General features: G+C 69.7%; 24 protein-coding genes. 10 read left to right on the forward strand and 14 right to left on the reverse strand.

Annotated elements, in window-relative coordinates:
• Window positions 1-5: 5 nt before the first annotated feature.
• On the forward strand, window positions 6-617 hold the full coding sequence (locus tag NDW01_RS18300) for a hypothetical protein (protein WP_252822077.1): 612 nt from the start codon (window positions 6-8) through the stop codon (window positions 615-617).
• A 536-nt stretch (window positions 618-1,153) separates the two neighbouring features.
• Here NDW01_RS18300 and NDW01_RS18305 read toward each other — a convergent pair.
• The gene (locus NDW01_RS18305; RefSeq protein WP_252822078.1) at window positions 1,154-1,843 is read right to left on the reverse strand and encodes an SMI1/KNR4 family protein; all 690 of its coding nucleotides are present in this window, start codon (window positions 1,841-1,843) and stop codon (window positions 1,154-1,156) included.
• A gap of 146 nt (window positions 1,844-1,989) precedes the next feature.
• Here NDW01_RS18305 and NDW01_RS18310 point away from each other — a divergent pair, with 146 nt between their 5' ends.
• The gene (locus NDW01_RS18310) at window positions 1,990-2,553 is read left to right on the forward strand and encodes an ATP-binding protein (RefSeq protein ID WP_252822080.1); all 564 of its coding nucleotides are present in this window, start codon (window positions 1,990-1,992) and stop codon (window positions 2,551-2,553) included.
• Window positions 2,554-2,596: 43 nt separating this feature from the next.
• Here the strand turns inward: NDW01_RS18310 and NDW01_RS18315 are convergent, their stop codons facing one another.
• A complete protein-coding gene (locus tag NDW01_RS18315; RefSeq protein ID WP_252822082.1) occupies window positions 2,597-4,972 on the reverse strand; it encodes an ATP-binding protein in 2,376 nt (791 codons plus the stop codon).
• A 7-nt stretch (window positions 4,973-4,979) separates the two neighbouring features.
• The gene (locus NDW01_RS43855; RefSeq protein ID WP_252822084.1) at window positions 4,980-5,681 is read right to left on the reverse strand and encodes a helix-turn-helix domain-containing protein; all 702 of its coding nucleotides are present in this window, start codon (window positions 5,679-5,681) and stop codon (window positions 4,980-4,982) included.
• A gap of 577 nt (window positions 5,682-6,258) precedes the next feature.
• Here NDW01_RS43855 and NDW01_RS18325 point away from each other — a divergent pair.
• The 3 genes from NDW01_RS18325 to NDW01_RS18335 all read left to right on the forward strand — a co-directional run bounded on the left by NDW01_RS18325 (window position 6,259) and on the right by NDW01_RS18335 (window position 8,896).
• Entirely contained in the window at window positions 6,259-7,203 is a 945-nt protein-coding gene (locus NDW01_RS18325) for an NADP-dependent oxidoreductase (RefSeq protein ID WP_252822086.1), read from the forward strand.
• A 30-nt stretch (window positions 7,204-7,233) separates the two neighbouring features.
• Window positions 7,234-7,584, forward strand: coding sequence for a hypothetical protein (locus NDW01_RS44350; protein ID WP_406567730.1), 351 nt, complete (start codon window positions 7,234-7,236; stop codon window positions 7,582-7,584).
• 250 nt (window positions 7,585-7,834) lie between these two features.
• Window positions 7,835-8,896 (forward strand): aldo/keto reductase, encoded by a 1,062-nt coding sequence (locus tag NDW01_RS18335; protein ID WP_252822088.1) that lies wholly within the window; start codon window positions 7,835-7,837, stop codon window positions 8,894-8,896.
• A 75-nt stretch (window positions 8,897-8,971) separates the two neighbouring features.
• Here the strand turns inward: NDW01_RS18335 and NDW01_RS18340 are convergent, their stop codons facing one another.
• Entirely contained in the window at window positions 8,972-9,871 is a 900-nt protein-coding gene (locus NDW01_RS18340) for a LysR family transcriptional regulator (protein WP_252822090.1), read from the reverse strand.
• A 296-nt stretch (window positions 9,872-10,167) separates the two neighbouring features.
• Here NDW01_RS18340 and NDW01_RS18345 point away from each other — a divergent pair, with 296 nt between their 5' ends.
• Window positions 10,168-10,566, forward strand: a complete 399-nt coding sequence (locus NDW01_RS18345; protein WP_252822091.1) for a hypothetical protein — start codon at window positions 10,168-10,170, stop codon at window positions 10,564-10,566.
• Window positions 10,567-10,641: 75 nt separating this feature from the next.
• On the opposite strand, the gene NDW01_RS18350 is transcribed toward NDW01_RS18345, so the two are convergent.
• Complete coding sequence (locus NDW01_RS18350) at window positions 10,642-11,406, reverse strand: dienelactone hydrolase family protein (protein WP_252822093.1); 765 nt, start codon at window positions 11,404-11,406, stop codon at window positions 10,642-10,644.
• Between the two features lie 256 nt (window positions 11,407-11,662).
• Here NDW01_RS18350 and NDW01_RS18355 point away from each other — a divergent pair, with 256 nt between their 5' ends.
• Window positions 11,663-12,928 carry an acyl-CoA thioesterase/BAAT N-terminal domain-containing protein gene (locus NDW01_RS18355; protein ID WP_252822095.1) on the forward strand — a complete coding sequence of 422 codons (1,266 nt, stop codon included), beginning with the start codon at window positions 11,663-11,665 and terminating at the stop codon, window positions 12,926-12,928.
• 13 nt (window positions 12,929-12,941) lie between these two features.
• Here the strand turns inward: NDW01_RS18355 and NDW01_RS18360 are convergent, their stop codons facing one another.
• Window positions 12,942-14,024 (reverse strand): epoxide hydrolase family protein, encoded by a 1,083-nt coding sequence (locus NDW01_RS18360; protein ID WP_252822097.1) that lies wholly within the window; start codon window positions 14,022-14,024, stop codon window positions 12,942-12,944.
• 167 nt (window positions 14,025-14,191) lie between these two features.
• Here NDW01_RS18360 and NDW01_RS18365 point away from each other — a divergent pair, with 167 nt between their 5' ends.
• The gene (locus NDW01_RS18365) at window positions 14,192-14,668 is read left to right on the forward strand and encodes a MarR family winged helix-turn-helix transcriptional regulator (RefSeq protein WP_252822099.1); all 477 of its coding nucleotides are present in this window, start codon (window positions 14,192-14,194) and stop codon (window positions 14,666-14,668) included.
• Window positions 14,669-14,733: 65 nt separating this feature from the next.
• Here the strand turns inward: NDW01_RS18365 and NDW01_RS18370 are convergent, their stop codons facing one another.
• Entirely contained in the window at window positions 14,734-16,398 is a 1,665-nt protein-coding gene (locus NDW01_RS18370; RefSeq protein WP_252822101.1) for a serine/threonine-protein kinase, read from the reverse strand.
• Between the two features lie 177 nt (window positions 16,399-16,575).
• On the opposite strand from NDW01_RS18370, the gene NDW01_RS18375 reads away from it, so the two are divergent.
• On the forward strand, window positions 16,576-17,640 hold the full coding sequence (locus tag NDW01_RS18375) for a cobalamin-independent methionine synthase II family protein (protein WP_252822103.1): 1,065 nt from the start codon (window positions 16,576-16,578) through the stop codon (window positions 17,638-17,640).
• A gap of 139 nt (window positions 17,641-17,779) precedes the next feature.
• On the opposite strand, the gene NDW01_RS18380 is transcribed toward NDW01_RS18375, so the two are convergent.
• Window positions 17,780-19,378 carry an alpha/beta hydrolase gene (locus tag NDW01_RS18380; protein WP_252822105.1) on the reverse strand — a complete coding sequence of 533 codons (1,599 nt, stop codon included), beginning with the start codon at window positions 19,376-19,378 and terminating at the stop codon, window positions 17,780-17,782.
• Window positions 19,379-19,705: 327 nt separating this feature from the next.
• On the opposite strand from NDW01_RS18380, the gene NDW01_RS43860 reads away from it, so the two are divergent.
• Window positions 19,706-20,860 (forward strand): dihydrofolate reductase family protein, encoded by a 1,155-nt coding sequence (locus tag NDW01_RS43860; protein WP_308211726.1) that lies wholly within the window; start codon window positions 19,706-19,708, stop codon window positions 20,858-20,860.
• A gap of 19 nt (window positions 20,861-20,879) precedes the next feature.
• Here NDW01_RS43860 and bla read toward each other — a convergent pair whose 3' ends face one another.
• From bla to NDW01_RS18420, 6 genes are all read right to left on the reverse strand, one after another.
• Window positions 20,880-21,797: a class A beta-lactamase gene (gene bla, locus NDW01_RS18395; protein WP_252822107.1), complete on the reverse strand. Its 918-nt coding sequence runs from the start codon at window positions 21,795-21,797 to the stop codon at window positions 20,880-20,882.
• A gap of 27 nt (window positions 21,798-21,824) precedes the next feature.
• On the reverse strand, window positions 21,825-22,181 hold the full coding sequence (locus NDW01_RS18400) for an STAS domain-containing protein (RefSeq protein WP_252822109.1): 357 nt from the start codon (window positions 22,179-22,181) through the stop codon (window positions 21,825-21,827).
• A gap of 37 nt (window positions 22,182-22,218) precedes the next feature.
• On the reverse strand, window positions 22,219-22,605 hold the full coding sequence (locus NDW01_RS18405; protein ID WP_252822113.1) for an ATP-binding protein: 387 nt from the start codon (window positions 22,603-22,605) through the stop codon (window positions 22,219-22,221).
• A gap of 338 nt (window positions 22,606-22,943) precedes the next feature.
• Entirely contained in the window at window positions 22,944-24,113 is a 1,170-nt protein-coding gene (locus NDW01_RS43535; protein ID WP_305883793.1) for an FHA domain-containing protein, read from the reverse strand.
• Window positions 24,101-24,778, reverse strand: coding sequence for a 4Fe-4S single cluster domain-containing protein (locus tag NDW01_RS18415; RefSeq protein ID WP_252822114.1), 678 nt, complete (start codon window positions 24,776-24,778; stop codon window positions 24,101-24,103). The genes NDW01_RS43535 and NDW01_RS18415 overlap by 13 nt, the downstream gene beginning before the upstream one ends.
• Entirely contained in the window at window positions 24,775-26,607 is a 1,833-nt protein-coding gene (locus tag NDW01_RS18420) for an AAA family ATPase (RefSeq protein ID WP_252822117.1), read from the reverse strand. Before NDW01_RS18420 ends, NDW01_RS18415 begins: the two co-directional genes overlap by 4 nt.
• Between the last annotated feature and the right edge of the window lie 96 nt (window positions 26,608-26,703).

Consider the following 26,703-nt stretch of genomic DNA (forward strand, 5'->3'; position numbering starts at 1 on the left):
CGACCGTGAAGATCATCGACCGCGTCAAGGCGTACATCCGAGAGAAAAAGGGACGCGACCCCCGCTCGACCAGCGACCCGCTCGGCGGAGCGGCCGCCCCCGTCCATGAGGCACCGGAGCCCGAGCCTGCCACCGAGCCGGCTATCGAGTCGGCCACGGAGCCAGCCGCCAAGTCGGCCGCCGAGTCGGCCACGGAGCCGGTCGCTGAGCCGGCCACGGAGCCGGTCGCCGAATCGGCCGTCGAGTCGGCCACGGAGCCGGTCGCTGAGCCGGCCACCGAGCCGGTCGCTGAGCCGGCCACGGAGCCGGTCGCTGAGTCGGCCACCGAGCCGGTCGCTGAGCCGGTCGCTGAGTCGGCCACCGAGCCGGCCACCGAGCCGGCCACCGAATCGGCCGTCGAGTCGGCCACGGAGCCGGTCGCTGAGCCGGCCACGGAGCCGGTCGCTGAGCCGGCCACCGAGCCGGCCGCTGAGTCGGCCACCGAGTCGGCCACCGAGTCGGCCACGGAGCCGGCCACGGCGCCCGCCGCGTGCCCGCGCTGCGGCGCGACCGGTGATGCGCCCTGCACGACCCCGTCGGGCAAAGCCACGAAGACCCACAAGGGGCGCGAGCAATGAGCAGCGGTGCTGCAGACTCCCGGACGGGTCCGCAGCCATCTGAAAGGGAATGAGGACGCCCCAGACGAAGCCGAGCAGGCCAGGCTCCAAGGGCGAAGGTCGTTCGTCCGGTGGGGCGCTCCACCTTCATCCCTGGGGCCTGGCCCGCTTGGTTACGTCCAGCCGAGTGGCGAATGAGTCGGCCTTCGCCTGATCCGTTCCCGCAGGTTAAGCGGTGATCGCTTGTGCAGCGGCGTCCTGGCCCGGCGTTTCGTCGCTCAGGAGTCGCAGGCGTGCTCTGGCGAGGAACGCGGGCCCATGTAGCAGCGGGACAACCTCGCGGCGCGCGGGCTGCCGCACCTCCGCAATGACGCGGAGGCACTCGAGTCCCGGCTACGCTCCAGCGCACGCCACACCCTCGGCACGGCCGGTGGCGATGCGGCCGACGGCCGCCAACCGCCGGACGAACACGGCGTGCTCACTCGGTGTTCGCTCGGTCGAGCCGAGCGGGAGGGGAGACCGGGCGTGGCCGCCGGTCTACCGAACCGACGGCGGTCTCAAGCAGGTAGGCCGCGGGACAACCGGGCTTCGGCGTTGTCCAGCCACTGTCGATACCACCGGGCGAATCCCAGCGGCGTTCCGTCATCGTCGGCCAGCGGCCGGAAACCGCCGTCGTCGGCGGTGTCATCAGCCCACATCTGGCCTCTCGCCGGTCCGCTGACGACGAGCACCTCGCGCTGCGCGCAGCCCAGGTGACATAGGTACAACAGCCCGAGCGAATGCTCGGGTCGGAAGACGACCTGGTCGTGCCGTTCCCAGTAAGCGTCCTCGGCGGCGTTGAAGGCGTCCAACGAGTCGTAGTCGTCCTCGTCCGGCGGGTCGGGCAGCCCATCGGCCGGGTTGAACGCCTCAACGTGCGGAAAAGGCCGGGCCAGCGTGGCGAGGTCGGTCAGCTCGGCCCCGTCGCCCTCCCACCGCCATCGCCCCTCGACTCGACGGACGGGAAACAGACCGTACGCCGGCCCGGCCCCTCCGCTCCCCGCCCCGAGGAGAAACGACCGGTACTCGCCCGGCAGCTCCACCCCCAACTGGCCCTCGACCTCGTCCAACTCGGCGGCGCTCAGGGGCGGCTCAAGCCACCACCGGTGACTGCTCGAACCGAAGATCTCACCGGCACCCGCCTCAGCGGCCAGGCGCGCAAGCCGTTCACCGATATCCGACCAGTCAGAGGGCGTCACGGTCGGCACGATAACAGCCGCCTCGCGGCACCTACCCAGGTACGGAACGGGTACCCACACAGGTGCTTCCCCCGTGTCGATAGGTGACGCTCAGCCACAGTCTGGCAGATGCCGAGAGGAATCCATTCAACGCTCGGTAAGGAGCCGAGAGCATCATGCATCAGTACCAGCGCACGGCTGTCCGCCCGCGAACGTTCTGGACACAGAGCAAGGGATCAAGACTGCTCCGCCGCGGTGCGGTGAACTTCTACGGACCCGGCAGGCTCGTCCGCCGGCGGGCGTACCGGTCCGGCCGACCGCAGCGCCCGGGAGTGGGCGGCGTGAATCCGATCACCGAATCCAACGCCCCCGGGCGAGTCTCCTGGTCACTTCCTTCATCACCGCCCTCGGTGGCCCGCGCCCGCCATCTGACCGCCGATCAGCTGGCCGGTTGGGGGTTCGCCGAGCACCGTGAGACGGCCGAACTGCTCATCAGCGAATTGATCACCAACGCTCTGCAGCATGGCGTCGGCCCGATTCGGCTGAACATTCGATTCCTCGGCGGCGTACTGCGGTTCGAGGTCGCGGACGCCGGCCCACGGTATCCGCGCATGCGCCCGGTCGACGACGAGGACGAGGGAGGACGCGGACTGCACCTGGTGGAGTCACTGTCCAGTCGCTGGGGGTACGCCCGCGCGACGATCGGCAAGGTGGTCTGGTTCGAGCTACCCGCGGCCTGATCCGGGCTACCAGGCCAGCCGTCGCGCAGAACGTCACGGCTGATCAACGGGGGTGCGCCGCCATGATCCCGCCGTCCGGCCCCGGCACGTCACGCGCCGCCGTCACCAATGCCGCGATCTGCGCTCGCGAGGTGAATCCGAGCTTGGTGAGGATGTGCTCGACGTGGCCTTCGGCCGTACGCTGGGCGATCACGAGCTTGGCGGCGATGTCCTTATTGCTCAGCCCTTGTGCGACCAGTTCCGCGACCTCTCGTTCCCGTGGAGTGAGCATGGGGAGATCCTCGCGCGCCGGTGGTGACGGTTTCGCCGAGGCGGCGACCGGCTTCTCCTCGAGCGCGAACGCGATCGCCTCGCTCAGGGACATGCCCGTGCCGCGCTCGAAGCTGGAGGCGAACGCCTCGGGGCCCATCGCCCGGCGCGTCCGCGTCTCCCAGCACTCGTGGAACCGGGCGAGCCAACTGAGATGAGTAGGTGACGCGCCCATCAATTGGTCCAGCGCGTGGACGGCACCGAACAACCGGGCGGCGCGCGGGTGCTCGCCGCGCGCCTCGGCGAGCCAGGCCATCGTCGCCAGGCAGTACGTGCTGCCCCAGGGATCGTAGGAGAGCTGTTTGATGCGCAGGGCCTCCCGCAGGAGCGTGACGGTCCGGCGGTGGCAGCCACGCCACCACCAGGTGTACGCGGTGGCCCACAGCAGAAGGGACTTCGACCAGAGTGCCTCGTGGCGGTCGCACAGAGCCAGGCCCTGCTCGCCCAGGTCTCCCGCGTGGTCGGGATCCCGAAGAGCCTCGATGATGGTCACCTGATAGAGCGTGACCCACAGGCCGTTGAGGTCGTTTCTCGCGCGGTGCCGGGTCAGGACCTGCTCGAACAGCGACACGGCCCGGGCAGGGTCGGGCTCGCTTCGAAGCATCTCGGCCAGCGCGAAGAGTTGGGCGACCTGGGCGAGGGCGTCCTCGTCGCCGATCCGCTCCGCCACGCCACGGCATTCCTCGAGCATGGCCAGGCCGACCACGGCGTCACCTTGCAGCAGCGCGAGCCAGCCGCAGACGCACAGCCCCTTGTTCCGCGAGGGCCCCGGTCGCCGTTCCAGGGCGAGTGCGTGTTCGAGCCATCGACGGCCCTCGGCGACCCTGCCGGAGACGAAGATCCAGTAATGCCAGAGGGAGGCGGCGATCTCCAGCCCGGCGTCCGCATGTCCGGGCTCGCTCAGGCAGAAGTCCAACGCGGCTCGTAGGTTGGCGTGTTCGGCCGACAGCCGGGCTCCCCACTCCATCTGACGCGGGCTGAAGAAGTCCTCCTCCGACTCGGTGGCCAATCGCCGGTAATGGTCCCGATGGCGGACCCGGACGGGATCCGGTCCCTGCGGGGATGAGGTCAAGCGGTCCCATCCGTACTGGCGGACGGTCTCCAGCAGCCAGTAACGTCTGCCGTTCCTGTCCTGGCCGACGATGGACTTGTCCACCAGACCCGCGATCAGCCCGAGGACCTCATCGGCGGCGATCCCCTCGCCGGACGCGACCTGTTCCGCCGCGGCCAGATCGAACCCGCCGGTGAAGACCGACAGCCGTTCCCACAGCATGCGCTCGGCCGCCGAGCAGAGGTCATAGCTCCAGTCGATCAGTGCCCGCAGTGTCCTCTGGCGGGGCAGCGCGGTGCGGCTCCCGCCGGTGAGCAGGCGGAAGCGGTCGCCCAGTCGTGCGACGATCTGATCCAACGACATCGATCGCCGTAGTACCCCCGCCAGCTCGATGGCCAGCGGAATCCCGTCCAGGAGCCGGCAGATCCGGGCCACCGTCGGGCCGTTCGCGGCCGTGATCTCGAAATCCGGGACGACGGCGGCCGCTCGGTCGGCGAACAGGCGGATCGCCTCGTAGCGCAGCAGGTCACCTGGTCCCAACGGCTCGTCTTCCGCCGGTACGGACAGCGGGGGCACCTCGAACACGTGCTCGCCGGCGATCTTCAGCAGCTCCCGGCTCGTCGCCAGGACCCGCACGCCGGGAGCGGCCTTCAACAGCTCACTCACCAGGATCGCGCAGGCATCCGCAAGGTGCTCGCAATTGTCGAGGACCAGGAGCAGCCGTCGGTGTCTCAGGTAGTCGATCAGCCTGGCCACCGTCGGCGCGGTGGAGCGGTCGCGCATGCCCAGCGCGGCGCCCACCGTCTCCGGCAGCGCCTCGGGATAGGTGAGTTCCGCCAGCTCGACGAGCCAGACTCCGTCGGGGAACGCCCGCGTCACCTCTGCGGCCACCCGGAGGGCCAGTCGCGTCTTGCCGACCCCGCCGACGCCGGTGAGCGTCACGATGCGGGCCGACGAGAGGAGCCGCTTGACGTCGGCCGCCTCGCGCCGGCGCCCGACCAGCTCTTCGACCTCCACCGGAAGGTTGCCGGCTGGGCAGCGGGCCTTCGGACCAGCCATGATTACCTCACGCTACACCCGGTATCTCCGGGTGCCGACGCTCCGGGCGTAAGGGAGAAAAGGACCGGATGAAGTGGCTGCTGTCGCTGAAATGCCAGCGCGCCGCGGCCTGTGACACGCTCAGCGGTGACCGGGGAGCGATGAGCGCCTCGGCCGCCTCCTCCAGACGCCGGCGGCGGACATAGGCGTTGAACGGCTCGTCCAGATCCGCGACGGCCCGCTGGAGTGTGCGGACCGAGACGTGCAGTTGCCGGGGGATCGTGGTGGACGACAGTTCGGCGTCGGTGAGCCGGGCGTCGGCCAGGTCTTTGGCCGCTTGTGCCAGTGCCGGGACGAAGGTGGGCTCGCGGTCGTCGAAGTGGTCGAGGATCAGTCCCCTGGCCAGTTCGTGCAGGGCGCTGCGGGACGCGTCGGCGCCGGCCGGGCCGAGGCCGCCCAGGGTTCGCTGCAGCATGCTGGTGTGCGCCATGAGGATCTGTGCCGAGGGCGACGCGACCTGACCGGTGCGTGGCCTCCCGCTGACGAGGGCCCGCAGATCGCCGCCGGGGAAGATGAAGATGCGGGCGCCGATCACGGGAGTGGAGTGGAAGTGATTCTCCGTCACGCAGTGGTGGGCGTAGTAGGTGCCGGCCGAGACGTACGCGTCGCCGCCCTGATCATGAGGGTCTCGCAGGGTCAGACCGCCGCGCAGCCCGACGTGGAGCCGCACCAGGTCCTGCTCCTGGGCTCCGACTGCCTGAGTGCTCAGGGGTGAGGACGCCCAGAGCTCGTTGACGGCGGTGTCTCCCCAAGGTCACCGAGCGCATCGTTCCCTGGAAGCCGTCGACCGTGGAGGCGGTGAATTCCGGGAGGGGGTACAGGTCTCCCATGCGGTCGTTCCAGGCATCGATGAACGGCTCCCAGGTCCCCCGGCCGGCGCCGGTGGAGTCGGCGTCGACGGTGAACGTGCCGACTCTGCCGTCCGGACCATGAAATCGCGGTCTGCGCATCCCCTGTCCCTCGTACCGATGGCGCTGTCGCCGGAGTTCCATCCGCTGTCGCGCCGGTACACGTTTCCCGCATACCGGCGTTTCCAGAGTTGACCTGCGTCCGCCGCCGAAGCCGGGGGCGCCTCGCCGCCGGCGAGTCTCCGCCTCTCACGGGGCGCATGTCGATCACCTTGCCCCCTCAGGGCTGTGACCCACCGCACAGACATCAGCGCTTGCTTCGAATTCGAAGCGGTCGTAAGGTCATCCCTAGTTGCTTCAAGTTCGAAGCAATCCCCTCCATCGGAAGTGAGCTCCGCAATGAAGGCAGTGCGTTTCCACGAGTACGGCGACCCCGACGTCCTGCGCTACGAGGACGTGGAGCAGCCCGTCCCCGGTGCCGGCCAGGTACGGGTCCGGGTCGCCGCGACGTCGTTCAACTCGGTCGACGGCAACATCCGCGCGGGCTTCATGCAAGGTCCCATCCCGGTGACGCTGCCGCACACTCCCGGCCTCGACGTCGCCGGCACGGTCGACGCGCTGGGCGAGGGCGTGGACGGCATCGAGGTCGGCGACGAGGTCGTCGGTTTCCTGCCGATGACGGGGGTCGGCGCGGCCGCGGAGTACGTCCTCGCGCCGGCCGAGGTCCTGACGGCGGCGCCCAAGAGCGTCCCGCTGCCCGACGCCGCCGCGTTGCCGCTGGTGGGCCTCACCGCGTGGCAGGCGCTCTTCGACCACGCCGAGCTCACGAGCGGGCAGCGGGTGCTGATCAACGGTGCGGGCGGAGCGGTCGGCGGCTACGCCGTGCAGCTGGCGAAGAACGCCGGCGCGTACGTGATCGCCACGGCCGGCCCGCGCAGCAGCGAGCAGGTCACGGCCTGGGGCGCCGATGAGGTCATCGACCACACCACCACCGAGGTGACCGCGGCGGTGAGCGAGCCGGTCGACGTCGTGCTCAACCTCGCGCCGGTCGACCCGGAGCGGCTGGCCGCGCTGGTCGGTCTGATCCGTCCCGGCGGCGTGCTGGTGAACACGACGGTGTGGATGCCCGCGCCCTCCGACGAGGAGCGCGACGTACGCGGCATCGACATGTTCGTCCGCAGTGACGCCGACCAGTTGTCGCGGCTGGTGGCGCTGGCCGACTCCGGCGAGCTGCGCGTCGACGTCGCCCAGCGCGTGCCGCTGGCCGAGCTGCCGGCAGTCCACGCCCAGGCCGCCGCGGGCACCCTGCACGGCAAGGTCGTCATCGTCGCGCCCGCCGCCTGATCCTCCCAAGCACGGAAAGAAGAACGAATCATGTCACTCTCGTTGGATCCCGAGATCGCTCAGCCGAGGAGGTCGCCGGCGTGGTCGACGAATTCCGCCACGCGGCGTCGGCCGCCATCGCCGCCGGTTTCGACGGCGTCGAGATCGCCGACGGCCCTGCTCCTCAACCGCGCGGGCGCCGACGTCGACGCGCGTGTCGCCGATCTCGACGCCGGTCTGGCCGACGTCATCACGGTCGCCACGATGGCGCTGGCCAACCCGGACCTCCCGGCCCGCATCCGTTCGGGCGCGCCGCTGAACGAGGCCGACCCGGCCACGTTCTACGGTGGCGACCACCGCGGCTACACCGACTACCCCGTCCTCGCCGCAGCGTCGAACTGACGTGCCGCGGCGTGTCCATGCCCGAGGCCGGCTTTCCGGCGCGGCTTCCCGAGCCGGCCACGGGCGGAGGGAGCCGGGGCCAATAGGAATCCCCTATGGCGCCTGCTGACATTTCGTCTTTGCCTCCTGCCATTTTCCGGCCGTACCGTGAAACAGCTCGATGAGGCGCCGACCGCGATTCTTCCGAAGATTCGCGCTCAGCGCACCGTCGACTTGTTCTCGACAATGGATGAAAGCGCAGGAGGACACGATGTCGCTCACCCTCGACACCTACCGGTTGTTGGGCCGTTCCGGGCTTCGCGTCTCGCCGTTGGCGCTGGGTGCGGCGACCTTCGGCACCGAGTGGGGCTGGGGCGCCGAGCAGGACGAGGCGCGAAAATTGTTCGACCTCTACGTCGAGCGCGGCGGCAACTTCATCGACACCGCCGACACCTACACCAATGGTAGTTCTGAGCGCCTGCTGGGCGAATTCACCCGCGACAATCGCGAGAGCCTGGTGCTGGCGACGAAGTACACGACGCTGCGCCGGCCCGGGGATCCGAATTCCGGGGGCGCTCACCGTAAGAACCTGTTCGCGTCGGTGGAGAACAGTCTGCGACGGCTGAACACCGACTACATCGACCTGCTCTACCTGCACGTGTGGGATTCCACGACGCCGGTCGAGGAGATCCTGCGCGGCATGGACGACCTGGTCCGGCAGGGCAAGGTCCTGTACGTGGCGATCTCCAACGCCCCGGCCTGGCAGGTGTCGCGCATGCAGGCGATCGCCGACCTGCGCGGCTGGTCGCCGCTGGTCGCGCTGCAGATCGAATACAACCTGATCCAGCGTGCCGGCGAACGCGACCTGATCCCCATGGCGCGCGAGATGGGGCTGGGAGTGGTCCTCTATTCACCACTGGCCGGAGGGGTGCTCACCGGCAAGTACAGCCGCGACGACCTGACCGCGACGAACGTCGCATCCGACGGCACCCGCAAGAGCTTCAACGTCGGCCTGGGCGCGCTCACCGAACGCAACCTCGCCATCGCCGACGTCGTGAAGGACGTCGCCGCGGAGCTGGGCCGAACCCCCGCCCAGGTCGGGCTGGCCTGGACCCTGCAGAACCCGGCCGTCACGGCACCGATCATCGGCGCCCGCACCCCCGCGCAACTGGAGGACAACCTGGGCGCCCTGGAGGTCGACTTCACCGCCTCCCAACTGGCCCGCCTCAACGAGGCCGGCGCGATCGACCTCGGCTTCCCGCACGACATCCTCGCCAGTGACCACATCCGCACCGTGACCAGAGGCGACCTGAAGATCGAAGAGCACCGCTGACACCCGATGGAACTTCGAGGGCGGCACCACCGCCGCCCTCGGGGCGATCACCGCCTTCACCTGCTTCCTCGGCGGTCAGGACACCGGTGAGAAGGACGCGGCCTTGTACCAGCTCTCTTGACGCAGGAGTTCGAGCAGGGCCGTCTCCGCCGGGCCCGAGCCGGGCCGGACCGCGGCGACGACGGGCTGGGAAACGACCGGGAACACCGGGCGCGCGAGGTGCTCGTGGCCGTGGGGCACCGCGGATGCGGGGACGAGCGTGACCCCCAGCCCGTGGACGGCCCAGTGCACGGCCGTCGCCGTCTGGGACACGCGGGCGGCCGTGGTCGGGGCCAGCTCGTTGTCCCGCAGCACGTCCCGCAGTACACCGTCGAGCGCGCTGTTGTGGTCGAACCGCACCCACGGCTCCCGCTCCAGCTCGCGCAGCTCGACCCGGTCGGCGGCGAGCTGCGGGTGCCCGGCGCCCAGCACCACGACGAACTCCTCGTCGCCGAGGCGGTGGCCCTCGTACAGCTCTTCCCCGCATGGCCCGGCCACCAGGGCGAGGTCCAGGACGCCCCGGCGCGCCAGCCGCTCCAGCTCGGCGAGGTTCGGCTCCTCGAAGACGGTGACCTCCAGCCGTGGGAAGCGGCTGCGCAGCGCGCCCAGCGCGCCCGGCAACTGCCGCGTGCCCAGCCCCATCTGCGCCGCGACCACCAGCTCGCCCACCAGCTCGTCGGCGCCGGCCCGCGCCGTCGCTCTCGCCCGCCGCGCCGCGCTCACCGCGGCCTCCGCCTCCCGCAGGAACGCGCGGCCGACCACGGTGGGCACCAGACCGGTCGGCGTACGGGCGAACAGTTGCACGCCGAGTTCGCGCTCCAGGTTCCGGATCTGCTGGGACATCGACGGCTGAGCGACGTGCAGCAGCTCCGCCGCCGCCGTCACCGAGCCCTCCTGGGCGACGGCCAGGGCGTACTCGAACTGACGAAGACTCATCGGCTCCCGTTCCCTCCCTGCGGTGGACCGCCGTCCACTCCGTTGTATCACTGTAATCACAGTAATCGCCGTTGCATCGGGAGGCTGCTCGGCGACGCGGGAACGATCGGGGGACCACGTGACCGCAGCCCCGCTCGCACCGAGGCCGATGGGCGGCCGGCATGGTCTGCGGTCGGCGCTCTGGCCACGAATAGGTCTGAGGGCCTAATCGTCATTGATCCCGCAGCCTCTTGTAAGGCGGCGTAACGCATCCCTAGGTTGATCCCGATCACGACGGATCGACTCCTGGGGGAAAGATGCGCAAACTCTCCATGGTCCTCGCCGGCGCCGTGGCAGTGGCCGGTCTGGCATTCACCAGCGGTACGGCGGGCGCGAGCACGGTGCACGCGGAAAGTGCCAGCAAGTGCGGTTCCAAGTGGTGCGGCTACGTGAACGGCAAGAAGCTGAGGGTCGAGAGCATCACCGTCTCGCACAAGGGCAGCACGAAGTGGAGCGGCTACATCTACATCGAGGTGACCACGCCCCACCACAAGCCCTATTTCCTCTGGACCACGAAGTCGTTCAAGAACGTGAAGTTCGCGCGGGCCGACGTCAAGAGGTCGTTCCCCAACAAGACCCTGCTCTGCACCGGCGTCGACAAGAAGAAGAGGAACGTGGACCACGTGGGCGACGCCTGCTTCACCATCCACAAGTAGGCGGCGGGGTCTCCGTCCTCGGCCGGAGAATCCGTATCGGCGCCCGGCACGGAGCCGGGCGCCGATTGGGTCAGGTCAGGCCGCTGACGTGCCGGCCGGGTCGAGATGCCGGACAAGGAACTCGTCATCGACCCCGACCCAGCGCATGCGGCGATGGGTGCCCGGGTTGGCGAGCAAGGTCTTGTCCTTCGAGGAGAAGGCGTCGAACAACGCGAGAACGGTCCCGCGATCGACGTACTCCTCATCCCACGGCAGCAGGAACTGGACCGGGACGGTGATCCGTCTCGCCGCCTCGATCAGAGCCTGGTGAGCGAAGAACCCGCCGCCGAAGATCGCGGCGGTGATCCTGGGCTCCACCGCCGTCAGCGGAATCCCGATCGCGGTGCCCAGCGACATGCCGCCCCCGTAGCCGATCGGCGCTTCGGTGCCGATCTCGGGCAGGTCCTGGAGGGCGTCCAGGGTCGCCTGCCATTCCGGTACGGCACGCTCCGCGAGTGAGGCGCTGTAGCGGACGCTGATCGACTCGAAGCGCTCGGTCTCGCCCGCCGCCAGAGCCTGCTGCAGGTCGGCGCGCGCCTGCTCGTCCTCCGCCGTACGCGGGCGGTCGCCGTGTCCGGGCGCGTCGATGGCGACCACGGTGAAACCCCACCGGGTCACGGTGTCGCGGGCGCGGGCCATGAGTCCCGGTGTCTTCTTGTGCAGGCCGCCGCCGTGCCCCATCAGCACCAGCGGGGCGTGGTCGGGTCCGGAGACGGGCGACCAGAGCACGCCGGTGACCTCACCGACGACGAAATCGCGTTCGAGGACGCCGTTCGACGACGTCTGCGCGATGAAACGCATTGAATGCACAGGTGTTGCCTTTCGGAAGTGCCTTGTTGTCGAGGCACTCCCGGCGACACCTATGTCAATCGCCCGACCATGACGACGAGGGGAGCACCCACATCGATACAGCGTTCATGGGTCTCACCTCCTCACGTGATGTCACGGCCTGCAGGAGGCTACCAGCCCTGACCTCTCGCGGCCCCTCTCCCGAGCGTACGAATCGGCGTTGTTACCGTTTCTTCGGGTGCTGATCACCGCGACGACGGAGGATGAAATGCGCCTGACGAAGCGCGTGCTGGGGGCTCTGCTCATTGTGGTCGGCTCCGTCGTGGCGGGGTGCGGCCGGGGACACCGCGAGCATGCCGTGATCGGCGTCGATGCTCCGGTCTCCTTAGCCGATCGGCCGGTCCATCTGAAGATCAGCGGCCTCTCGCCGCACGACACCATCGAGGTCGGCGGGGCCGCCCAGGATTATCAGGGCGGGAGGTGGCACAGCCAAGCCGTCTTCCGCGCGGACGGCCACGGGGTGGTCGACCTCGAACATGCCCGTGCGCGCTCGGGCACGTACACGGGCGTCGACGGGATGGGGCTGTTCTGGTCGATGGTCCCGCCATCCGGTGACGCGGACGACAGGAGCTTCGTCCCGCCGCCGCCGAACGTGCGGGCGGCCTGTGACGTGCAGATCACCGTCGACGCACACGGCCACCGACTCGCGGCCCGGACGCTGACCCGCCAGTGGCTGACCCCGGGAGTCGGCCACCAGTCGCTCACCCTCGCGGACGACAAGGTCGACGGTGACCTGTACCTGCCCCCGCCGACCCGGGATCGCCATCCCGCAGTCCTGTTGTTCGGTGGCTCGGAGGGGGGAAATGACGGGAGCTTCGACGCCGCACTGCTCGCGTCACACGGCTACCCGGCGCTGTCTCTGGCCTACTTCCGCGACCCTGGTCTGCCCGCCACCCTCCAGGACATTCCGCTGGAATACTTCGCCCGGGCGGCACGCCTGCTGGCCGCCCAGCCCGGTGCCGATCCGGCCCACGTGGTCGCCCGCGGGATATCCCGCGGCACCGAGGCGGCCCTGCTACTCGGCCAGCTCTACCCTCGCCTGATTCACGGCGTCATCCTGTACTCGCCGTCGAACAGGGTCAACCCGGGTCTCGGCACGCGCGGAGCCAGTGGAGCCGCCTGGACGTGGCACGGCCGCCCGATTCCCCAGAAGGTGATCCCGCTCGACCACGTCGACGGCCCGGTCCTGGCGATCGCCGGGGCGGATGACCGGCTCTGGCCGGAGGCGAGCACCTGGGCCCGGCAGATCATGACCGATCTCGACCATGACCACGACCGCTTCCCGCACCAGGCGCTCATCCATCCGAGAGCAGGTCACGGCGTCGGCACCTTTCCGTACGGCGCGGCCGGCGTGGTCGTGACCAATCCGACCGACGGCAGGACCCTGCGGCTTGGCGGCACCCGCGCCGACAACGCCGCCGCGAGGGCGCAAGACTGGCCCAAAGTGCTCGCCTTCCTGGCCGCGATGAGCTGACCGCTGCGTCGTCCTATTCGATGGTGGTGAGGAAGAACTCCCGCACGTCCTCGGCGAGCAGGTCCGGCACCTCCATCGCGGCGAAGTGGCCGCCGCGCTCGAACTCCGACCAGTGCCTGATGTCGTACGACCGCTCGGCCAGCGGTCGCACCGACTGCGTGATGTCGTGCGCGAACACCGCCACGCCGACCGGCACGGGGCACGGCTCGATCCGGCGCGGAGTCTCGCGGCTCAGCCGCGCCGAGGAAGCCGCGGTAGCGGTGAGCCAGTACAGCGAGATGTCGGTGAGCATCCGGTCGTCGCTGATCTGCGAGCGAGGGTCGGTCCACTGTGCGAAGCGCTCGGCGATCCAGGCCAACTGGCCGACCGGCGAGTCGGTCAGCGCGTAGCCGATGGTCTGCGGAGTGGTGGCCTGCAGCGCCTGGTACGGCGGACGGTTCGCCATCAGTTGCCGGATCTTGGCCAGGCGGGCTTCATCCGTTTCGGACAGTTCGAGGTCGGCGTCCGGGATCGGCCGGGTCGGCAGGTAGTTGACATGCACTCCGACGACCTGCTCGGGTGCCACCGCGCCGAGCGCCAGCGAGATGCCCGAGCCGAAGTCACCACCCTGCGCGCCATAGCGCTCGTACCCGAGACGGCGCATCAACTCGGCCCAGGCCCGCGCGACCCGGACGATGTCCCAGCCGCGCTCGTGGGTCGGCCCCGAGAAGCCGTAACCCGGGATGGACGGGATCACCAGGTGGAAGTCGCGCGAGAGCGGCTCGATCACGTCGAGGAACTCGAGGAAGGAACCGGGCCAGCCGTGCGTGAGGACCAGCGCGAGCGCGTCCGGTTTCGACGACCGGACATGGAGGAAGTGGATGTTCTGGCCGTCGATCTCGGTCGTGAAGTGGGGGAGCTCGTTGAGCTCGGCCTCGTGCGCGCGCCAGTCGTAACCGGTGCGCCAGTATTCGGCGAGCTCCCTGAGCCGTGCCAGCGGGAATCCGTAGTCCCACCCCGCGTCGGCGACCTCGTCGGGCCAACGGGTGCGGGAGAGCCGGTCGGTCAGGTCGTCGAGGTCGGCCTGGGGGATGTCGATGCGGAACGGCTCGATCATGTCTCAGCTCCAGGGGTTTCGTTCAGGCGCCCGAGGCGGGTCATGAGGTCGTGGAGTCCATGAAGGTCGACGCGATCCATGACGCCACTTCATTGGTCTCGCCAACGTTGGTCGCGCCAATCATAGGCATTCGTGGGCTCCACCAACAAGTCGGTAGGCTGACGGCCATGACGGGCGACCGAACGCCACCGATGCGTCTCAAGGGCGCGCCGAGCTGGCTGATCAACCAGGTCTCCGCGCACAGCCATCGTCTGGTGACCGAACGGTTCGCCGCCGCCGACGCCCGCGGCTACCACTACCGGCTGCTGGCCGCGCTGGCGGAGTTCGGTCCCGGCAGCCAGGCCGAGCTGGGCCGCCGCACGGGCGTCGACCGTAGCGACGTCGTCGCGGCACTGAACGAACTGGCCGAGAAGAAACTGGTCGAGCGCTCCCCTGACCCGACGGATCGCCGGCGGAACATCATCACCGTCACGCCCGAAGGGCGTGATCACCTCTCGCACCTCGACGGCGTGCTGGCACAGATCCAGGAGGACCTGTGCGCTCCGCTCTCGCCTCCCGAACGCGAGGAGCTCATCCGGCTGCTGACCCGCATCGTCGACCATCACGTCCGAGCCCGTCCCTCGGAATCCCCCGGCGCTAAGTAGTCGAAGACCTCACCAGATCGCGAGCCCGAGCCCACGCCGCGCCTGGCCATGGTCGGGATCCGCCGTCATCCGGAGGGCTGCTGGAATCCGGTGAAGTCGAAGGTGGCGAGCATGTGATCGACGACGGTGTCGTACCTGCTGTCGAGGGCCGAATAGATCCAGAGCTTCGTCACCGGCAGCCACCAGACCCGAAACTTCATCTGGGTGCCGTCCGAGTCCGTTGACAGGAACTCGCGGTACAGCGCTTTGTGGCTACCGACGTAGGCGGTACCTGCCCGTGTGAAGGTTCCCGGAATCGAACCAGCGTCAACGGTGCTGGTGTTGGCCCATCCGACGGACGCGCCGATCTGCCGTCTCCAGTCGGCTTCTGAGTCGAGCTTCGTCGGGCCCAGGCTGAACGTCAGCGCGCCGCGGCACATCGCCATCCCCGCAGGGGTGACGGTGGGCGGGAGTAGGCACAGGAAGTCCGGCGAATCACTCGGCGAGAGGTCCGGGAAACCGTTGTTCCAGTCTCCGGGCGCGTAGAAGACGATGCCTGAAAGATTCTCCGGCTGCCATGACGACGGCGGGGAGAAGGTGGGGATCGGGTCGGCGGAGGTCACGGACGCCCGGGGTGTCGCCGACGTCGCAAGAGAAGCGGGCGGCGTCGGCGATGGGCTGTCGGCGTTGATCAGGAGCCGGTGGGATGTAGATCGCGGGAGCGCCGTCTTGGCCGGTCGGTTCACCATCACGACGGCGGCCGCGGTCGATGCGAGGACGGCGGCCGCGGCGATACCGCCGATCGCCGCGGTCCGTCGTGAGAAACGGGGTGCCCGGCTCCATGAGACCGTAGCGGGGAGTGCTCGCGCGAGGGGATCCCATCCGGTCTCGAGGATGGTCGTCGCCACCTGCGTCGCGTCGTCCGCAGGCACTTCGCCCAGTTCGGCCAATGCTTCGATGAGCGCTTGCACGGTGGGCCGGTCGGCCGGATCCTTGGCCAGCGCGGAAGAGACCAGGCCCCGGAGAGGGTCTGGGATGCCGTCGAGATTCGGCTCCTCCTTCAGGACCCGATGGGCCATGACCTCGATGGAGCCGGTTCCCAGCGGTGGCCGGCCCGTCGCCGCGAACGCGATGACCGCCCCCCACCCGTACACGTCGCTGGCCGGACCGATCTCATCGCCCCGGTACTGCTCCGGACTGGCCCAGCCCGACGAACCGACGAAGACGTGCGTCACGGTGATGGCTGTCTCGTCCAAGGCCCGGGCGATCCCGAAGTCCAGGACCTTCGGGCCGTCCGGCGACAAGATGACATTGCCGGGTTTCAGATCACGGTGGATGACACCCGCGCGGTGAATGACCGCAAGAGCTTCGGCGACGCCGACCGCGACGGACAGCAACGCCGTGCCGTGCAACGGACCGGTTCGGCCGATATGGGCGTTCAAAGTCGGTCCGGGAACATATGAGGTCGCCAGCCATGGACGAGCTGTTTCGGTGTCCGCCGCGAGGAACTGAGCCACGCAGGCGCCCTCGACTCGCGAGAGGAGGGCCACCTCGCGCCGGAAGCGCTCGCGGAACTGCGCGTCGGCTGCGTACTCGGGCCTGATGAGTTTGAGCGCGGCGCGGGTGCCTGAGCGCCTTGCCGCGTAAACGACGCCCATGCCGCCCTCGCCGAGGCGGCCGACGACCCGGTACGGACCGATCTTGCGGGGATCGTGGCGCTGTAGGGGTAGCAGGGCATCATCCAACGCCACGTCACCGCTCCCGAATTATGTGAAGGTTCAACGAACTTACTTTTATATCGGGATATCTACGGTTTCAGGAGGGCAGCAGTGCCACGATTCGGAAGTCGGCGGCCGGTGGCCTGTCCTGGACACCGGCAGTTGCGCGTAGCGATTGTCGCCTCGCATTACGTTATCTACGCTCACGGCATGGCGATTCCGACAGAACCGATCGGCAGCATCCCCCGATCCCCGCAGCTACTGACCGCCATGGCCGCGCACGCCGCAGGAGAGATCGACGACGCGCGGCTGGCCGCCGCGCAGGACGAGGCCGTACGCGACACCATCCAGCGTCTCGAGGCGATCGGTGCGCCGGTCGTCACCGATGGCGAGCAGGCCAAACCCAGCTTCGCGACCTACCCGATCGCCGGCCTCGCCGATCTGGCGCCCGACGGAGCAGTGATCCCGTTCGCCGACGGCCACCAGCGACAGTTGCCCGTCCTGACCGCCGGCCCGTTCCGCTATCAGGTTCACGCCGACCGCTACTACACGGCCGCGGCGCGGCACGCGACGGTGCCGGTCAAGCAGAGCGTCATCGCCGCGTCCGCGCTCAGCCTCCTCTACCCACCGGCGGGCATTCCCGGGTACACCCGCGAGGAGTTCCTGGCCGATCTCACCGACGAGGTGGAGGCCGACATCCGCGGTCCGCTGGAGGCGGGAGCGCATGTGGTCCAGCTCGACTTCACCGAAGGGCGTCTGTCGCTCAAGCTGGATCCGAGCGGCGGCGTGCTGGATGAGTTCATCGCGCTCAACAACCGGGTTCTGGAGCGCTTCACCGACGTCGAACGTGCCCGGATCGGGGTGCACACGTGCCCGGGCGGAGACCAGGACTCGACGCACAGCCTGGACATCGACTACGCGGGTCTCCTGCCCAAGCTGTTCCAGCTGAAGGCGGGCAACTTCTACATCCAGCTGGCCAGCGAGGCCGACCCGGACAAGGTCCTGGCGATCGCCGCCGAGCACCTTCCCGCCCACGCCCGGCTCTTCGTCGGCGTCATCGATCCGATCGACCCACGCGTGGAAACCCCCGAACAGGTCCGTGACCGCATCCTGGCGGCCGCCCGGCACCTGCCGCCCGAGCGCCTGGGCACCTGTGACGACTGCGGCTTCTCGCCCTTCGCCGACGACACCTCCACCTCCCGCGAGACCGCCTTCGCCAAGATCGCCGCCCGCGTCGAGGGCACCGCCCTCGCCGCCCGGCAGCTCGGACTCTGAGTCGGCAATGTCGAGAGCAGTTCGGCGTGGTGACCCCTCGCCGGGCTGCTTTCGACATTGCACGCGGCACCTGGTCCGGGAGAGCACCCCTCCCGGCGCCTTGGCGGCGGCCGGGTGGGGCGTCGTCGCCCCGTGACGGCTAGAGGAGAGCGGGTCGCGTCGCGGCGGTCGCGGCGGAGGGAGCCGGTGCGGTCGGGTTCGGCTCCGGGTTGGCCTGGCAGACGGCGTCAGTGCCCTTCTTGGACGCCGGGCGGGTGCCGTCCCGCAGGTAGGAACTGACGTAGTCGTTGAGGCAGGCGTTGCCGTTGGCCGACAGCGACGCGTCCACGTTGTCGCCGCCGCGCTCCAGGATGAGCCGGGAGTTCGGGAACAGCCTGTGCGTCTCGTAGGCGCCGCCGACCGAGTGCACGGCGTCGTTCTCCGGCTGTACCAGCAGGATGTTCACGTCGCGCCGACCGACCTTCTGCGGCCTGTCGGCGGGCACGGGCCAGAACGCGCACGGGGCGTTGATCCAGGCGTTCCGCCAGGTCCAGAACGTGTTGCCCTCCCGGTACTGGCGGGAGTAGTCGTTGTGCCAGCGCTTCCAGTCGCGCGGCCAGGCCGCGTCGCGGCACTGGACCGCGTTGTACATCGCCTGGAGGTTCTGGTGGGGGTACCCCGGCGCGCCGACGCCGGCCCGCAGCCCCGTCGGGTCCTGGCGCAGCACCCAGTCGGCCAGCGTCTTCGCGTGGTAGGTCCAGGAGTAGTTGCGGTACACGTCGACCGAGAAGAAGTCGGTGTACTCGGCCGGGCCGATCCTGCCGTCGATCGGCGCCTCGCGGACCATCGCCAGGCCCTTGTCGTAGCCGGCCTCGACCGCGGACTCGGTCGTGCCGAGGTGGTAGACCGCGTCGTACTTGGCGATCCAGGCGAAGAAGATCTTGACTCGCTTCTCGGTCGCGGCGTTCTCCTCCAGGCCGGCGTCGTACCAGACGCTGCTGGGCCGTGCCACGGTGTCCAGGATCATCCGGCGGACCCGGTTCGGGAACATCGAGGCGTAGACCGAGCCGAGGTATGTGCCGTAGTCGTAGCCGAGGTAGTTGAGCTGCTCCTGGCCGAGCGCCCGCCGGATCATGTCCAGGTCACGGGCGCTGTCCTTGGTGCCGAGATAGGTGAGCTCGTCGCCGTACCCGCTGCCGCAGCTGTCGGCGTACGCCCGGGCCTTGTCGAGCCACGCCTGCTCCTCGGCGGCCGTGTGCGGCATGGGGTCCGCCTGGGCGCGACCCGGGTCGATGTAGGTGGGATCGCAGGTGACCATCGGCTCGCTGGCTCCGACGCCGCGCGGGTCGAACCCGATCCAGTCGTACGTGGAGCCGATCGCCGTGGGCAGGCCGGTCGTGCCCTGGGCGAAGCGGGTGGGCAGGTCGCGTCCGATGCCGCCGGGCCACTGGCCGCGGTTCAGCAGCACGATGCCCTGGTACTGCGCGTCCGGCGCGGTGTGCCGGGCCCGGGTCAGCGCCAGGGTGATCTGGCGGCCGTGCGGCCGGCTGTAGTCGAGCGGTACCTTGAGCGAGCCGCATTCCAGTCCCTTGAGCAGTCCCCCGAGGACCGGGTCGTCGTCCGGGCAGGGCGACCAGGCGACGCCGCCGGCCGGCGGGTCGGCCTGGGCCTTCGCCGGCGCCGCCACGGCCACTGGTGCCGCGACGACCGGGCCCACCAGCCCCGTCGCGGCCGCAGTGATCAGTACGAGCTTCTTCACGATGTCCCCTTCTTGCGCGGGCTCACCAAGGTCCCCGACGCCGCGCAGGTCGAAAGAATCACGGCCGTACGGGGCTGGCTAGGGCTCAACGCCGAATCGTGACGAGTCAGAAATTAGTCAAACACCTCATTTTCGGGCGTGACAAAAGGTGCCGCCGCCTACCGAAAACAGCGTGAAATGCGACGGAAAGCGTGGGCCTTCGATCCGAGAGCCGGCATCGGGCGGTGGGCATCCCGGGTGCCTGGTCACGACTCCAACGTCGGGCCCTTACGCTTTCGAGGGCGAGCGACAACGTCCTGTCGGAGTTCTCGGAAGGCGGCCTCTGGGATGGATCACCCGCGCCCGTACGTCGTGCTGAGCGTGGCCACCTCGGTGGACGGTCACATCGACGACACCGGCCCCGACCGGCTCGTGCTGTCGAACGAGGCCGACTTCGACCGCGTCGACCAGGTGCGCGCCGAGTCCGACGCGATCCTGATCGGGGCCACGACCCTCCGGCGGGACAACCCTCGCCTGCTCGTCAACTCCGCCAGGCGGCGCGACGAGCGTGCGGCACGGGGGCTCCCGCCGTACCCGCTGAAGGTCACCGTCACCCGCAGCGGCGATCTCGATCGCGACCTCAGGTTCTGGCACCACGGCGGGGACAAGCTCGTCTACTGCCCGGACCCGGCCGTCCCGAAGCTCCGCGAACGCCTGGGCGACCTCGCCGACGTCGCCGGCCTCGGCCCGGATCTCGACTTCGGGGTCATGCTCGATGACCTCGGCCGACGCGGGATCGGACGCCTCATGGTCGAAGGCGGCGGGACCATCCACACGCAGTTCCTCACCGCCGGGCTCGCCGATGAGATCCACCTCGCCATCGCGCCGTTCTTCCTCGGCGACCCGGACGCTCCGCGGTTCGTCAACGCCGGCCGCTTCCCGTACGGACCCGGGAACCGGATGACGCTCGCGGAGGCCCGTACGATCGGGGACATCGCGTTCCTGCGCTACCTCCCCGAGGGAAGGGCCGTCTCGTTGTCTCCCGCACCGCCCAGTCGCTCCGAGGACCGGCGATGGCTGTCCCTCGCCATCGACCTGGCCGAGCAGTGCCCGCCCAGTGACACCGCCTTCTCGGTCGGGTGCGTGATCGTCGACGCGGACGGATCCGAGATCTCCCGGGGCTTCTCGCGGGAACGGCCGCACTTCCACGCCGAAGAGTCCGCCCTGAGCAAGGTCGCGCCCGATGACGAGCGCCTGCCCGGAGCCACGCTCTACAGCTCGCTGGAGCCCTGTACGCGGCGCAGCTCCCGTCCCCGGCCGTGCGCCGAGCTGATCCTCGACTCCCCGATCCGGCGAGTGGTCGTCGCATGGCGTGAACCGCCGGTCTTCGTCGCCGATGCTCACGGTGTCCAGGCGCTGGAGGCCGCCGGGATCACCGTCGTGGAGATCCCCGAACTCGCCGACGCGGCGTCGCGGATGAACGCCCATATCCTCGGCCTCTAGGCAGATCTGCCGGCCGACCTCAGGTCAGAGCGGAGACGACCTGTTTCGTGGCATCGGCGATCAGGGCGTTCTCGGGTGGCGTGCTGTATCCGGATCTGTCGGTCATGATGGCCAGGACGAGCGGGGCGGTGTGGGGCGGCCACACGATGGCGATGTCGTTGGCCCTGCCGTAGTCGCCGGTTCCTGTCTTGTCGGCCACCGTCCACCCCTTGGGCAGCCCGGCCCGAATCCGTTCGGCGCCGGTGGTGTTGCGTCGCAGCCAGTCCGTGAGCAGGGCGCGTTTGTCGGCGGTCAGCGTGTCGCCGAGGACCAGTTGCCGGTAGTCGGCGGCGACCGCGCGGGGAGTGGTGGTGTCGCGCGGGTCCTTCGGAGGGATCCTGTTCAGCTTGGGTTCGTAGTCGTCCATCCGGCTGACGCCGTCTCCGATCTCACGGAGATAAGCGGTCAGCCGCGCCGGTCCGCCGATATCGCGCATCAGCAGATTGCCGGCCGTGCCGTCGCTGTAGCGGATGGCGGCGTCACACAGCTGCCGAATGGTCATCCCGGTCGCGATGTGGTGCTGCGTGACGGGCGAGATCGAGTCGACGTCGGCCCTCGTGTAGGTGACGCGTTGATCCAGGTGACCGAGCGGGTTCCCGTGCAGGACCGCCGCGGCGGCCAGTGCCTTGAAGGTGGAACAGAACGCGAACCGCTCGTCCGCCCGGTAGGCCACCGTCGCCCCGGTGCCGGTCGCCAGGGCGTACACGCCCAGACGGGCCCGGTACTTGTGTTCGAGCGCCGTGAACCTCGACGTGTCCGGAGAAGTGGAAGGGCGGCGCGTCGGCGCCGGGGATGCGACGGAGACCGGGGGGTCGTGGGAGTCGCAGCCCGCCAGCGGCAGGAGAGCCGCGGTCACCAACAGGGCACGGCGGGACGGACCCGACTGCGCAACGGACATTCGGTAGTACCTACCTCAAGGGCCGGCTCAGGCGTGGCTTTCGGTGCCCGCGAGGGCGGCGGCGACGTCGTCGTACATGGGGAGGCGCTGGGCCAGACCGGTGATCCACAGGACTCGTGCGGTGCGGTACTGGGCGCCCGCCAGGGCGAGGAAGCCGTCCTCACTGGAGGCCAGGCGTTTCCAGTAGGAGACGACGGTGCTCAGCGCACTGGTGTCCATGAAGTCCAGGCCGGTCAGGTCGAGGATGATCCGCCCGCCGTGTTCCTTGATGGTCCTGTCCAGGTACGTGACGAGCTCAGCCCGGCTGATGATGTCCAACTCGCCGCTGACATGCAGGACGGTACGGTCGCCATGCCGGCTGGAGGAAAGTTCGAGCGCTGCCATGGTGCCCCCCTCGGCCTTGGAGGACCCACGGTACCGGTCAGATGTACCGCGCTGTCGAGGAGAGTTCCAATCGTACGACTGTGCCGTTGTTTCCGGTGTTGATGGAGACGGCCGAGCAGATCTGGCGGGCGACCCAGATGCCCATGCCGCCCTCGGCCTCGGGCGGGGGCGGGGTGGCGCCGGGGGCCGAGGAGAGGCTCCAGCTGCCGCTGTCGTGGATCTCCGCGATGACGCGACCGTCCTCGGTCCACATGCGCAGCTCGGCATGGGCCGACCCGTGGCGTACGGCGTTCGTGGCGATCTCGTTGACGGCGATCACCAGGTCGCCGATCAGGCCGTCGTCGACCTTGTACCGGCGGGCGTGCTCCTCCGTGAAGCGGCGGACGCCTGGCAGCTGTTCCGCCGTGAACTTCATCTCGCTCATGGGGCCGGCCGAATCGTTCGGTGGTGGCTGCCAGGACTCCGCTATGGGGTGTCTGACAGCCATAACGAGCCCTCGCATGTCTGTCTCACCGTGCCCCTCATTCGAGGTCATACTCATCCGTGTCACCGTGACTCAGTTTTGTCCCGGGTTCATATACCCAATGAACGTCCTTTGGTGCACGCTGCACGTGCCTTCTTCGGACTTTTCGGGGACGGGCGACGATCGTCGTGAGCCCGGTGGCAGGGGAGTACGGCCGCGCGGGCGGCGCCGGCCGGTCGAAGATCCAGGTCGGCCCGGCCTCAAGGATCTGAGACCGGGCCGACACGGACGAGACCATCTCAGCGGCCGAACCTGACCTGGCCGCGCGCGTCGGCGGCGAGCCGTACGGAGTCGCCGTCCCGTAGCGGCGCCTGCTCGCCCGGTCCGAGACGCCGGTCGTTGACGAACGTGCCGTTCGTCGAGCGCTCGTCGCGCACCCACGCCTGGCCGCTGCCGTCGACGCCCAGCACCGCGTGCCGCCGGGACACGTTGTCGAAGCGGGAGAACGTGCCGGCGACCGGTGACTGCACCGGGTCCCGGCCGAGGACCAGCTCCTGACCCGCGCCGACCTGCACCTCGCCCGAGGAGAACTGGACGAACACCGTGACCTGCTGCGGGCCCGGGGCGCCGCTCTGGTCGTGCAGCGGGCGCAGGCAGTTGACGCAGACGGGGTTGCCGACGTCGGGGATGTCGGCGCCGCAGTGCGGGCAGAACGGCGTGAACGCGGCCGTCGACTCGCCACCGGTCATGGTCGGCTCGCGCGGCGGCGGCGGCACGTGGGGCGCGCCCGGCCCGCCGTAGCCGCCTCCGTACCCCTGCTGCTGCGGCGGGGCGTACTGCTGCTGCTGGTGCGCGCCGTAGGGCGGCTGCTGGTCCTGCGGCGGCCCGCCGTACGGGGACGGGTCCTGCTGGGGCGGCGCGCCGTACGGCTGCTGGCTCTGCGCCGGCGGGTACCCCCGCTGCTGGTCCTGTGGTGCGCCGTAGGACTGCTGCGCGCCGCCGTACGGAGACGGGTCGTGCTGCTGGTGCGCGCCGCCGTAGGGCGGCTGCTGGTCCTGCTGCGGCGCTCCGTACGGGGACGGGTCCTGCTGGGGCGGCGCGCCGTACGGCTGCTGCTCCTGCGGGGCGCCGTAGGACTGCGGAGGCTGGTCCTGTCCGTACGGGGACTGCTGGGGCGCGCCGTACGGCTGCTGGTAGTCCTGCTGCGGCGCCCCGTACGGCTGCTGTGGCGCGCCGTACTGCGGCTGGTCCTGCTGGGGTGCGCCGTAGGGCGACTGCTGGTCCTGCTGCGGCGCGCCGTACTGCTGCTGCCCGTACGGCGACTGCCCCTGGTCCTGCGGCGGGTAACCGCCGGGCTGCTGGGCCGCCGGGGGTGCCTCCCGCCGGGCCAGGTTCGCTCCGCAGTTGATGCAGATGAGATCCCCTTGCCGTACCGGCGCGGCACAGACCGGGCATGTCAGGGGCGCCATGAAACCTCCCCGGCGTGTACCCCGGAGAGCGAGAGTCGCTGCGTCAGCCGCTCCATGTCGCCCCTCCGAGGAATCCCGATGTAGTAGATACGGTTGTCTTCCACCGAAACCTGCATATGGGGGGGTTCTTCGCCCCTCTCCGCGTCACCATAGCGTTTCCTGCCAAGGTCGCTGACGGTGATGAGCTGTTGGTTCGACGATCCGCGCCACCGAAGCCCCCGATCTACCTGGTTCAGGCGTTCAATGTACGGTCCCGTGACCACCGCATCGCACAACTCCAGGAGTTCGCGGGTGCGGGCGGACCTCCGGAGTCGTGACGCGGCGTAGCCGCTGTACACCAGAACGTCGACCTCGGGCGGCGCCCAGGCCCGGATGCCCAGCAGCAGCGCGCGCAGCGCCTCCGGCTGCTGGAAGGGCTCTCCCCCCGAGATCGTGACGCCGTCGACGCCGGTCAGCGACCGCAGCCAGCCGAGGACCGCGCTCACCGGGATGGCGGTGCGCGGGTCCGCCTCCCAGGTGTCGCGGGACACGCAGCCGGGACAGTGGATCGTGCAGCCCTGGGTCCAGATGCCCGCACGTCGGCCGGGCCCCAGCGTGGTGACCGGGAAGTGCGCCTTGGCGAGCAGGAGTGTCCGCTCCTGGCCACCGTCCTCGTCGGCGGTCACCGCAGGTCCAGCCGGACGATGCTGCCGTCGCGGTGCACGCCCGAGACCGTCACGTCGGTGGCCGGCCCGAGGTCGAACAGCGCGCGGGCGAGGGGGTTGATGAAGTACGACTCCAGGGCCATGCCGATGCCCCGGCCGCCCTTGTCCAGCTCGCTCGTGCACCAGGCGCGCAGGGTCGCGGTCACCTCGTCCGACAGGCGCAGCTTCATGTGGTGTTCGTCACTCACGCGCCGGCAGATGTTGGCGAGCTGGAGGTCGAAGATCCGGTCGGCGGCCTCGGGCCCGATGAAGTCGAAGATCACGATGTTGTCACCGAAGCGGTTGAGCAGCTCCGGGCGGTTCAGCGCGGTCGTGAAGTGCTCGGTGATCGCGCTGCGGACCTGGGCCTCCAGGTCCTCGTACGGCATGCCGGGCGTGATGCCACGAGTGCCGAGGTTGGAGGTGAAGACGAGGATCGACTCGGAGAAGAACGCGGTGTTGCCGCGGCCGTCGGTGAGCCGCCCGTCCTCCAGGATCTGCAGGAACTTGTCGAGGATGCGCGGGTGGGCCTTCTCGATCTCGTCGAACAGGATCACCCGGAACGGGTCCTGGCGGACCGCGTTGGTCAGCTCGCCGCCGGCCTCGAAGCCGACGTAGCCCGGCGGGGAGCCGATGAGCCGGTCCCCGGCGTGCTCGGCGGAGAACTCGCTCATGTCGAAGCGGAGGTAGGCGTCCTCGTTGCCGAACACGAGCGAGGTGATGGCCTTGGCCAGCTCGGTCTTGCCGACGCCGGTCGGGCCGGCGAAGAACAGCACGCCGCGCGGGCGGCTGGAGGCGCGGGCGGCCTGCGCGCCCGACAGGCCCAGCACCGCGCGCTTGAGGATGTCCAGAGTCTTGGTGACCGCCTGCGGCTGCCCGACCACGCGGGACGGCACCCGCTCCTCGCCCTCGACGATGCGCCGGCGCAGGTGCTCGCGCTTCCAGGGGTTGTCGAGCACGCCGAGCTTGTAGGTGCGGACGGCGTCGGGCAGGTCCTGCAGCGGGACGTCGCGCTCCTTGGCGAGCCGGGTGATCTCGATCATCGCCTGGAGCGTGAGACCCTCCGCCTCCTGGGCGAAGTCGTCGGTGACGTCGACGCCGGAGTCGCTGGTCTCGAACGCGCGGGCCAGCAGCCGGGCGGTCTGCTGACGGTCACCGAGGTGGGGACGCGGGATGGCGATCTCGCGGACCGCATCGTTGTCGGCGGTGAACCACGGAGGCAGGTCGCCCGGACGGCCGGCCAGCCAGATGACCGGGTTGTACAGCGGCTTGGGCCGGTCGCCGTCACCGCGCACCGGCAGCGCCGTGCGGGACAGCTTCTCGCAGAACACGAAGAAGTCGCGCTCGGCGGGTTCGAGGTCGGTGGGGCTGCGCGCGATCCGGGACGCGTAGTCGATGACGAACGCGGCGCGGATCTGCCGGGTCGGCCGGGCCAGCGCGCTGAGGTACGTGCGCAGCCCCTCCAGGGAGGGGGCCTTCCGCTCGTCGACGCGGCTGCCGAACAGGCTCGCGGCGGCGTCGGCGGCGGCCTTGTCGTCGGCGGGGTGGACCCGCAGCCCGTCGACACGGTCGTAGACGACCATGAAGGAGTAGCCGCTGCGGCGCAGCGCCTCCCAGAGCAGCTCGCGCAGCGGGAACAGCCTGCCCTCGTCGGGGACGAGGAAGCTGTCGTGCAGGTTGCCCCACAGGACGTACTGCGCGTGGACGGACAGGGTGGCGTCCAGCTCGCGGACGAACGCGGGCCAGCTCGCCAGTCGCGTGTCGCCCGAAGGACGTCGCGTGTCGCCCGAAGGGCCCGGCTGCGTTGTCACCTGCCGAAGCCTAATCCCTGCGCGGCCCGTTCACCGGAGGGTGACGACCGCGTGGCCCGGAACGGAGGGGGCGCAGCGGACGGCCACGGGCCGGCC

It is taken from the genome of Actinoallomurus soli, assembly GCF_024055715.1.
In the GTDB taxonomy this organism is placed as follows: Bacteria; Actinomycetota; Actinomycetes; order Streptosporangiales; family Streptosporangiaceae; genus Actinoallomurus; species Actinoallomurus soli.

Excerpts from the sequence above, each read along its gene's own strand:
- NDW01_RS18355 (WP_252822095.1), top strand. The coding sequence starts at position 11,663 with ATGCGCCTGACGAAGCGCGTGCTGGGGGCTCTGCTCATTGTGGTCGGC.
- NDW01_RS44350 (WP_406567730.1), top strand. The coding sequence starts at position 7,234 with ATGTCACTCTCGTTGGATCCCGAGATCGCTCAGCCGAGGAGGTCGCCG.
- NDW01_RS18375 (WP_252822103.1), top strand. The coding sequence starts at position 16,576 with ATGGCGATTCCGACAGAACCGATCGGCAGCATCCCCCGATCCCCGCAG.
- NDW01_RS18335 (WP_252822088.1), top strand. The coding sequence starts at position 7,835 with ATGTCGCTCACCCTCGACACCTACCGGTTGTTGGGCCGTTCCGGGCTT.
- NDW01_RS18400 (WP_252822109.1), bottom strand. The coding sequence starts at position 22,181 with ATGGCAGCGCTCGAACTTTCCTCCAGCCGGCATGGCGACCGTACCGTC.
- NDW01_RS18360 (WP_252822097.1), bottom strand. The coding sequence starts at position 14,024 with ATGATCGAGCCGTTCCGCATCGACATCCCCCAGGCCGACCTCGACGAC.
- NDW01_RS18310 (WP_252822080.1), top strand. The coding sequence starts at position 1,990 with ATGCATCAGTACCAGCGCACGGCTGTCCGCCCGCGAACGTTCTGGACA.
- NDW01_RS43535 (WP_305883793.1), bottom strand. The coding sequence starts at position 24,113 with ATGGCGCCCCTGACATGCCCGGTCTGTGCCGCGCCGGTACGGCAAGGG.
- NDW01_RS18325 (WP_252822086.1), top strand. The coding sequence starts at position 6,259 with ATGAAGGCAGTGCGTTTCCACGAGTACGGCGACCCCGACGTCCTGCGC.
- NDW01_RS43860 (WP_308211726.1), top strand. The coding sequence starts at position 19,706 with ATGGATCACCCGCGCCCGTACGTCGTGCTGAGCGTGGCCACCTCGGTG.
- NDW01_RS18405 (WP_252822113.1), bottom strand. The coding sequence starts at position 22,605 with ATGAGCGAGATGAAGTTCACGGCGGAACAGCTGCCAGGCGTCCGCCGC.
- NDW01_RS18345 (WP_252822091.1), top strand. The coding sequence starts at position 10,168 with ATGCGCAAACTCTCCATGGTCCTCGCCGGCGCCGTGGCAGTGGCCGGT.
- NDW01_RS18350 (WP_252822093.1), bottom strand. The coding sequence starts at position 11,406 with ATGCGTTTCATCGCGCAGACGTCGTCGAACGGCGTCCTCGAACGCGAT.
- NDW01_RS18315 (WP_252822082.1), bottom strand. The coding sequence starts at position 4,972 with ATGGCTGGTCCGAAGGCCCGCTGCCCAGCCGGCAACCTTCCGGTGGAG.
- bla (WP_252822107.1), bottom strand. The coding sequence starts at position 21,797 with ATGTCCGTTGCGCAGTCGGGTCCGTCCCGCCGTGCCCTGTTGGTGACC.
- NDW01_RS18340 (WP_252822090.1), bottom strand. The coding sequence starts at position 9,871 with ATGAGTCTTCGTCAGTTCGAGTACGCCCTGGCCGTCGCCCAGGAGGGC.
- NDW01_RS18365 (WP_252822099.1), top strand. The coding sequence starts at position 14,192 with ATGACGGGCGACCGAACGCCACCGATGCGTCTCAAGGGCGCGCCGAGC.